The sequence below is a fragment of the Pseudarthrobacter polychromogenes genome (genome assembly GCF_014644495.1).
GTDB lineage: Bacteria > Actinomycetota > Actinomycetes > Actinomycetales > Micrococcaceae > Arthrobacter > Arthrobacter polychromogenes.
Map to the genome: position 1 here is coordinate 269,576 of NZ_BMKU01000004.1, position 7,867 is coordinate 277,442.

8 protein-coding genes and 1 pseudogene are annotated in these 7,867 nt (G+C 66.4%); 7 read left to right on the forward strand and 2 right to left on the reverse strand.

The genetic code is table 11. The features are described 5' to 3' along the window. The first annotated feature begins 25 nt into the window (after positions 1-25). Together IEX43_RS08770 and IEX43_RS08775 are read left to right on the forward strand one after the other, a co-directional pair. Positions 26-430: a DUF1304 domain-containing protein gene (locus tag IEX43_RS08770; RefSeq protein ID WP_188810235.1), complete on the forward strand. Its 405-nt coding sequence runs from the start codon at positions 26-28 to the stop codon at positions 428-430. A gap of 156 nt (positions 431-586) precedes the next feature. After that, the gene (locus tag IEX43_RS08775; protein ID WP_104185583.1) at positions 587-916 is read left to right on the forward strand and encodes a GNAT family N-acetyltransferase; all 330 of its coding nucleotides are present in this window, start codon (positions 587-589) and stop codon (positions 914-916) included. 88 nt (positions 917-1,004) lie between these two features. On the opposite strand, the gene IEX43_RS08780 is transcribed toward IEX43_RS08775, so the two are convergent. Continuing rightward, positions 1,005-1,316 (reverse strand): hypothetical protein, encoded by a 312-nt coding sequence (locus IEX43_RS08780; RefSeq protein WP_188810237.1) that lies wholly within the window; start codon positions 1,314-1,316, stop codon positions 1,005-1,007. A gap of 195 nt (positions 1,317-1,511) precedes the next feature. Beyond that, on the reverse strand, positions 1,512-1,856 hold the full coding sequence (locus IEX43_RS08785) for a hypothetical protein (RefSeq protein ID WP_188810239.1): 345 nt from the start codon (positions 1,854-1,856) through the stop codon (positions 1,512-1,514). A gap of 283 nt (positions 1,857-2,139) precedes the next feature. Between IEX43_RS08785 and IEX43_RS08790 the strand changes: the two genes are divergently transcribed. The 5 genes and pseudogenes from IEX43_RS08790 to IEX43_RS20235 form a co-directional block, all read left to right on the forward strand. Next, positions 2,140-3,741 carry a pyridoxal phosphate-dependent decarboxylase family protein gene (locus tag IEX43_RS08790; protein ID WP_188810425.1) on the forward strand — a complete coding sequence of 534 codons (1,602 nt, stop codon included), beginning with the start codon at positions 2,140-2,142 and terminating at the stop codon, positions 3,739-3,741. Next, a complete protein-coding gene (locus IEX43_RS08795) occupies positions 3,738-5,213 on the forward strand; it encodes a lysine N(6)-hydroxylase/L-ornithine N(5)-oxygenase family protein (RefSeq protein ID WP_188810241.1) in 1,476 nt (491 codons plus the stop codon). Before IEX43_RS08790 ends, IEX43_RS08795 begins: the two co-directional genes overlap by 4 nt. Continuing rightward, a complete protein-coding gene (locus tag IEX43_RS08800; RefSeq protein ID WP_188810243.1) occupies positions 5,210-5,800 on the forward strand; it encodes a GNAT family N-acetyltransferase in 591 nt (196 codons plus the stop codon). Before IEX43_RS08795 ends, IEX43_RS08800 begins: the two co-directional genes overlap by 4 nt. Next, positions 5,797-7,662, forward strand: coding sequence for an IucA/IucC family protein (locus IEX43_RS08805; protein ID WP_188810245.1), 1,866 nt, complete (start codon positions 5,797-5,799; stop codon positions 7,660-7,662). The genes IEX43_RS08800 and IEX43_RS08805 overlap by 4 nt, the downstream gene beginning before the upstream one ends. Before the next feature lie 54 nt (positions 7,663-7,716). Further along, a pseudogene (locus tag IEX43_RS20235) lies at positions 7,717-7,867 on the forward strand (SDR family NAD(P)-dependent oxidoreductase); the annotation flags it as partial.

The window sequence follows — 7,867 nt, forward strand, 5'->3', positions numbered from 1 at the left end:
GGAGAGGGAGGCTAGGATCAAACCCATGATCCTGGCCTCCCTCTTTTTTGCCCTCCTGGCTGGTGCCCTCCACGTCTATATCTTCACCATGGAGTCCGTCACCTGGACCAGGCCAGCCACCTGGAAGCGCTTCGGTGTGGCCACCCAGGCCGACGCGGAGACCACCAGGCCACTTGCCTATAACCAGGGTTTCTATAATCTGTTCCTGGCGTTGGGAGCTTTTGTGGGAGCAGGGTTCGTGGCGCTGGCACCAGAGGACCCGGTCCTTGCAACGGCAGGCTGGACCCTAATCTTCAGTTGCTGCGGCTCCATGCTGCTGGCCGCGCTTGTCCTGGCCCTGACCGGCAGGAAGTACCTCCGCGCTGCCGCAACCCAGGGGGCCACGCCGCTGCTCGCCGTCGCGCTGGGGGCCGCTGCACTCGCTGTCTAGCCTCGACGGGCCCTCCCGGACCACTCCCTAACCTGCGCCCATGGCGTTCCCGCGCGGGGGTGCGGCGCCCCTTCCGCCCGGACGGCTCCACGGCCATTAAATGACAGCGGGGGAAGAGGCATTGCCAGCCGAGTGAAGTAGTGCCACTGTCGAACCATGACCGAGAACATGACGTCCACCGAAGACCAGTTCAGCCCTGACGTTTCACTGGCACGCAACGATGCAGACCACCGGTATGAGCTGCGGGTGGACGGGAAACTGGCTGTCCAGACGTTCTTCAAGGACAAGCCCGGCCACATCGACTTCAGCCACACGGAAACCACGGAGGGGTTCGAAGGGCAGGGCCTGGGGAAGGTGCTTGCACACTTCGCCCTCGACGACGTGGTGGCCACCGGCAAACGGATCATTCCCCATTGCCCCTTCATCGCAGCGTACTTACGGAAGCATGAGGGGTACGAACAGTTTGTTGACTGGCCGGACAGCTGACCCGCGGACTGCACAGGCAGCCTTCTGAGCAGTTGCCCACACCGAACGTGGCGGCAATAGATCCTGCCGCGGCTTGCTATGGCAGCAGTCAGCTGGCCAGGGCGTGCCCGCTGAGGACGGGTGCGTCGATGGTGAAACCACAAGCGCACCGGTAGGTCTCCACGTGCTCGGACACCGGGCCGCTACCCACCGGGCCCACCGTGGTTCCGTCCACGTGGACGGGCAGCCGGACAGGCATTTCTGCCGGATCCACCCGCTGCATCGGAGCACGGCAATGCATGCGGGAGCTAAGCGTGAGCAGCAGCCCCATGTCCGCGGGCGCGGTGGCGTCCAGCGGAATATCTGCCCGTACGCCAGTCACGTCGGGCGCCGTAAGCTGGTGGTCTGCAACGGTGGTCATGATGGGTCATCCTTGGGCTTCTTCACGGAACCGCCGGCGTTGGCAGCCCCGCCGCGAACTGCTTGCGGAGGTTCATTTACCCCAATACCTAAGCATGCTTACTAATATCCGGGCAAATCCGCGTGTGGTCCAGTGCATCCTGCTGCCGCTCGGTGCGCCCGGACTGGCGGGTCCCGCCGGTTGTGAATGCGCCCCTTAGTGACGCCGGCGCTGCCACTGCAGCGCATGCCAGAACAACAGGCAGATCAGCGCCGCAAGGCCTGCGAAAATCGCGTAGGGGGCAAAGGTGAAAACAAGGAAAGAAGTTGGCATTCCTCCCGCGGAGGGGCCCACCATGGCGTTCGCGTTGAGGAACACCCAGGCGCCGCCGCCGATGAGGGCGATCGTGAGGATCCACAGGGCGGCAATGAAGGGGTTGATGGCCAGGCTGCGGCCCCTGCCATAGTCTTCCTCGCTCGTATCGGTGGCTTCACCCCGGACGGGGTTCCCGTCCCGGTCCACTTCCCTGAAGCCGATTGCGCCTGCTGGTCCCTGCTCCATGCTTCCCCCTGATTGCCGCGCAGCCCGGTCCGGCCGCCCCTGTGCCAAGCCTAGGCCCGGTGGGTCATGCCCGTCTTGTCATGCGACCGGACCGACGGCAGGCAATTTTGCAGCAGATTTACCCCTCGCCGCCAGTCAATGGCGGCTCCAGAGGTGCAAAATACGGCGCAGTCCCACATTTTGGGGAAATACATCACAGAAGTTTGATTAAAAGGGTTGCCTAAGTAAGGCTGTCCTTTGTGATTTTCCGTGATTCCCGACAGAAGGACGACCAGTGCCGCTGATGCCCCGCCTTGACGAGACAGATTTGGATAAGCCAGCCAACCCCGCGGCAGGACCGGGCCCACTGGCGCCGGGCCAGGACTTTGGCTCCCGCGTTGAACTGGCCCTGGCCGCCACAAACCACCTCCTCAACGCCCGCAACGCACCCCGCTATGTCGCCCAGGTGCTGCAGGGCGTCACGGCCGTGGCCACCAAACTGGAGCGGACCGCCCAGCCGTTCACCGGCGTCGACCCTGCCGGCATGAAGGCCCGGGTGGGCGCCGTAGACCTGGACGCCCCGCTGCCGGACACGGCAGCCGCGCTGCAGGAACTCGAGGACGTGTACCTGCGCGATGCCATCTACTTCCACGATCCCAAGTACGCGGCGCACCTGAACTGCCCCGTGGTGATTCCGGCCCTGGTGGGGGAGGCTGTCCTGTCGGCGGTGAATTCCTCCCTGGACACGTGGGACCAAAGTGCCGGCGCCACCATGATCGAGCGCCGGCTCATCGACTGGGCGGCCGAACGGCTGCACCTCGGCGGCGGTGCGGACGGCATCTTCACCTCCGGCGGCAGCCAGTCCAACCTCCAGGCACTGCTGATCGCCCGGAACCACGCAGTGGCCGGCCTCCGGCAGGACCCGGCACGCGCGGGCCTCCGCCTGCCGGCGCTGCTGGACTCCCTGCGGATCTTCACCTCGGCGGACAGCCACTTCAGCATCCAAAAGTCGGCCGCCATGCTGGGCCTGGGGTTCGACGCCGTCATTTCCGTGCGGTGCACGCCTGACCACCGGATGGATCCCGCGGCCCTCGCCGAGGCAATGGCGGACGCACGCGGCGCCGGCCTGGTTCCCATGGCAGTGGTGGCCACCGCCGGAACCACGGACTTCGGCGCGGTGGACCCGCTCACGGAAACCGCCGCCCTCGCCAGGGCATACGGTGCGTGGTTCCACATCGACGCCGCCTACGGGGGCGGGCTGATGGTCTCCGGCCGGTACCGCCGCCTCCTCGACGGGACGCGGCTGGCGGACTCGGTCACCGTGGACTTCCATAAGACCTTCTTCCAGCCGGTCAGTTCCAGCGCGCTGCTGGTTCGGGACCGCGCCATGCTGCGCCACATCACCTACTACGCGGATTACCTGAACCCGGAAAGCGCAGCCCTGGCCGAGATCCCCAACCAGGTGGACAAAAGCATCCAGACCACCCGCCGGTTCGACGCCCTGAAACTCTGGCTCACCCTGCGGATCATGGGAGCGGACGCCATTGGCGCCCTGTTTGACGAAGCCATCGACCTGGCCGCCCGCGTGGGCTCGCTCCTCGCTGCCGACGACGACTTTGACCTGGCCGCACCGCCGCAGCTCAGCACCCTCGTGTTCCGCTACCGGCCGCGCCTGGAAAGCGGGGAGCGGCTGTCCGAGGACGCTGCCGATGCCCTCAACCCGGCCATCCGCGCCGCCGTCTTCGCCTCCGGAGAGGCGGTTGTGGCGGGAACAAAGGTAGGTGGCCGCCACTACCTGAAATTCACCCTGCTCAACGCAGAAGCCACGCTGGAGGACATCGCCGGAATCATCGGGCTCCTCCGCACCACCGGCGCCGGACTGCTGCAGAGCGAGGTATCCGCATGAGCACCACCTACAAGCGAAAGGCAGGCAACGGCAGGATCCATGACTTCGCGGCGATCGGCGTCGGGCCCTTCAACCTGGGCCTCGCGGCACTGGCCGCGCCGGTGGAAGGCCTAGACGGCATCTTCGTGGAACGGCGGGACTCCTTTGACTGGCACCCCGGAATGATGCTGGAACCGGCCCACCTCCAGGTGCCCTTCATGGCGGACCTGGTCACCCTGGCGGACCCCACCTCGCCCTACTCCTTCTTGAACTTCCTTAAGCAGACCGGGCGGCTGTACCGCTTCTACATCCGCGAAAACTTCTACCCGCTGCGGGCCGAATACAACCAGTACTGCCAGTGGGTTGCCGGGCAGCTGCCCGCCGTCCGTTTTGGCACGGCTGTGCTGGATGTGGCGTACGACGACGGCGTGTACCGGCTGGCCGTCTCCGGTCCGGGCGGGCAGGAGGTGCTGTACGCGCGGCGGCTGGTGCTGGGCACCGGCACCTCTCCCTACGTACCGGAGGCCGCCGCGGGCATCATTGCGGAGGCTGCCGCGGGCAGCGGGGGAGTGGCCTTCCACAACGCCGACTACCTGTCCCGGAAGGCTGAGCTGCAGCAGCAGCGCAGCATCACCATCCTGGGCAGCGGCCAGAGCGCGGCGGAGATCTACTATGACCTGCTGCAGGACGCGGACGCCCACGGCTACCGGTTGGACTGGGTCACCCGATCCGGCCGGTTCTTTCCCCTGGAATACACCAAGCTGACCCTGGAAATGACGTCCCCGGAATATGTTGACTACTTCCACGGCCTGCCGGAGCACCAGCGCGACCACCTGAACAAGACCCAGAAGAACCTCTACAAGGGCATCAACTCGGAGCTGATCGACGCCATCTACGACCTCCTCTACACCAGGAGCATCTCCGGCATGGTGGACACGCGGCTCCTGACCCATTCGTCACTGACCGCCGCACAGTGGAACCCCGCGGCAGGAAACCACACGCTGCACCTGATGCACGAAGAACAGGGCAGCTCCTACACCCTGGACACCGACGCCGTGGTGCTCGCCACGGGCTACAGCTACCGGGAGCCGGGATTCCTGGCAGGCGTGCGGGACCGCATTGCCCGGGACAGTGCCGGCAGGTTCGCGGTGGACCGGAACTACAGTACCGGCGTCCAGCCCGGGGAAATCTTCGTGCAGAACGCCGAACTGCATACCCACGGCTTCGCCACCCCGGACCTGGGCATGGGCGCGTACCGGAACTCCTGCATCCTCCGGGAAATCACCGGGCGGGAGGTGTACCCGGTGGAGGAGAGCATCGCCTTCCAGCAGTTCGGGGCACCCGCGGACCCGGGAGCCGGCAGTGTGGGGCATCCCCTCAGCAGGCCCGGGAACACCGCAGTTTCCGGCACCGCAGTTTCCGGCACCGCAGTTTCCGGCACGGCAGTTTCCGGCACCGCAGCCGCTGGCATCGGGGCGGGGGTGCCGGCATGAGGTTCTCCTTCCGCTGCCTCGATGCCGCAGCCGACGCCGCACTCCTGCACAGCTGGGTGGCCCGGCCCTACGCCTCGTTTTGGGGCATGCTCTCCGCCACCGTGGAAGACGTGGCCCTGGAGTACGCAAAGATCCAGTCCAGCGGCCACCACCACGCCCTGCTGGGGCTCGACCGCGGCACGCCCGCTTTCCTGATGGAGGAATACCAGCCGGCCTCCTCGCCGCTGGCAGCCGTTTATCCCGTCCTGCCCGGTGACGTGGGGATGCACCTGCTGGTGGCGCCGCCGTCGGAAGGTCCTGAACCCGGCTACACCGCAGCGGTGATGGATGCCGTCCTGGCCCGCCTGTTCAGCGTGCCCGGGGTGGAGCGCATCGTGGTGGAACCGGATGCGCGGAACACCAAAATCCATGCCCTCAACGAACGGCTGGGCTTCCAGCCTGCAGGCGTGGTGCCCCTTCCGGACAAGGAAGCGCTGTTGAGCTTCTGCTGCAGGTCCGACTACCTCGCCGCCCGCACCGCCCTGCAGGGCACCACCTTTTCCGCCATCCCGTCCCGCCCGCTGATCCCCCAGGGAGCATCACTGTGACCGTCCAGCTCGAACCAACCACCACGCCCGCCGCCGCCACCGCGCCCGTCCCGCACCTCACTGCAGAGGCCTGGGCCAGGGCGAACCGGCACCTGTTGCGCAAGGCGCTCGCCGAGTATTCCCACGAGCGGATCCTCGTCCCCGAACCGGTGAACGGACGCGGCAGCTACCGGCTTGCCAGCGGCGACGGCACGCACCAGTACCATTTCGACGCCCGGCTCCTGGAACTGGAGCACTGGTCCATCGACGCTGATTCCATCAGGCATTTCCGGGACGGCACCGAAGCGCCGCTGGACGTGCTGGAGTTCGTCACCGCGTTCCATGAAACCCTTGGCATCAACATCCAGATGCTGCCCGTCTACCTGGAGGAGATCAGCAGCACCCTGGCAAGCCACGCGTACAAGCAATGGGCTGGCCAGCCGTCGTCGGCCGAACTGGCGGCCGGCATCACCGGCGGGCGCAACCCGGCGGCAGACTTCCAGGCCATCGAGCGCAGCATGACGGAAGGCCACCCGTGCTTCGTTGCCAACAACGGGCGCCTGGGCTTCGGCATCAGCGACTACCACGCCTTCGCCCCGGAAACCGGCGCCCCGGTCCTGCTGAAATGGATCGCTGTGCACCGGAGCAGCGCCGTCTTCACCTCCGCCGAAGGACTGGACTACCGGGCCCACCTGGACGCCGAACTTGGCCCCCTCCTGGGCACCTTCCACGCCCGGCTCCACGCGATGGGCCTGGACCCGGACCTGTACTTCCTGATGCCGGTCCACCCATGGCAGTGGGAAAACAAACTGGCTGTCACCTTCGCCGCGGAGATTGCCCTGCAGCGCATTGTGCAGGTGGGAACCGGGACTGACAGCTACCAGGCACAGCAGTCCATCCGCACGTTCTTCAATGTCACTGTGCCGGAGCGGACCTACGTCAAGACCGCAATGTCAGTGCTCAACATGGGCTTCATGCGCGGCCTGTCGCCGCAGTACATGAAAGCCACGCCGGCCATCAACGAGTGGCTGCGGAACCTGATCGAGGCGGACGGCGCACTGCAGCGGCGCGGCTTCACCATGATCGGCGAGGTGGCAGCCATCGGCTACCACAACGGTTACTACGAGGCCGGGTCCGCGCCCGGGTCCCCCTACCGCAAGATGCTCTCCGCACTCTGGCGCGAAAGCCCGCTGCCGCTTCTGGCGGACGGGCAGCAGCTGGCCACCATGGCCTCGCTCCTGCACACCGACTCCGCCGGCACGCCCATGGCGGCAGCCTTGGTGGCGCGCTCCGGCCTCAGACCGGAGGAGTGGCTGCGCCGCTACTTCGAGGCCTACCTCGTTCCGCTGGTCCACTGCCTCTACCGGTACGAACTGGCCTTCATGCCGCACGGCGAAAACGTGATCCTGGTGCTTGAGGACGGAGTCCCCATCAGGGCAATCATGAAGGACATTGCCGAGGAGATCGTGGTGATGGGGGACAGGGTGGACCTCCCAGGGGACGTTACCCGGATCAAGGCGGACATCCCGGACGGCGAGAGGGTCCTGGCCATCTTCACGGATGTCTTCGACTGCATCTTCCGCTTCCTGGCTGCCCTCCTGGAAGAGGAGGGCATCCTGCCCCAGGAGGGCTTCTGGCGGACGGCCGCGGAGGCCATCAAGGACTACCAGGCCCGGCATCCCGAACTCGCAGCCCAGTTCGCCCGCCATGACCTTTTCGCGGCGGACTTCGAACTGTCCTGCCTCAACCGGCTCCAGCTCCGCAACAACCAGCAGATGCTGGACCTCACCGACCCCTCCGGAGGGCTCCAGATGGCCGGCCGGCTGGCCAACCCCCTTGCCAGGTTCCGCGCAACGCAGGCCACGGAGGAGGGATCTGGCTAGGCTTTCCCCATGACCCCAGAAACTTCCGATGTAACAGCCAGGACCACCGCCCTCATCACCGGAGCCAGTGCCGGGCTGGGAGCCGAGTTCGCCCGGCAGCTCGCCTCGCAGGGCCACAACGTGGTGCTGGTGGCACGGAACCGGGCCCGCCTCGAGGAATCCGCGGCGGAGCTGGAGCGGCATTACGGGGTCACGGCTGAAGTAC

Coding starts and splice junctions, on each gene's coding strand:
- IEX43_RS08790 (WP_188810425.1), top strand. CDS start 2,140: ATGCCCCGCCTTGACGAGACAGATTTGGATAAGCCAGCCAACCCCGCG.
- IEX43_RS08775 (WP_104185583.1), top strand. CDS start 587: ATGACCGAGAACATGACGTCCACCGAAGACCAGTTCAGCCCTGACGTT.
- IEX43_RS08795 (WP_188810241.1), top strand. CDS start 3,738: ATGAGCACCACCTACAAGCGAAAGGCAGGCAACGGCAGGATCCATGAC.
- IEX43_RS08770 (WP_188810235.1), top strand. CDS start 26: ATGATCCTGGCCTCCCTCTTTTTTGCCCTCCTGGCTGGTGCCCTCCAC.
- IEX43_RS08785 (WP_188810239.1), bottom strand. CDS start 1,856: ATGGAGCAGGGACCAGCAGGCGCAATCGGCTTCAGGGAAGTGGACCGG.
- IEX43_RS08780 (WP_188810237.1), bottom strand. CDS start 1,316: ATGACCACCGTTGCAGACCACCAGCTTACGGCGCCCGACGTGACTGGC.
- IEX43_RS08800 (WP_188810243.1), top strand. CDS start 5,210: ATGAGGTTCTCCTTCCGCTGCCTCGATGCCGCAGCCGACGCCGCACTC.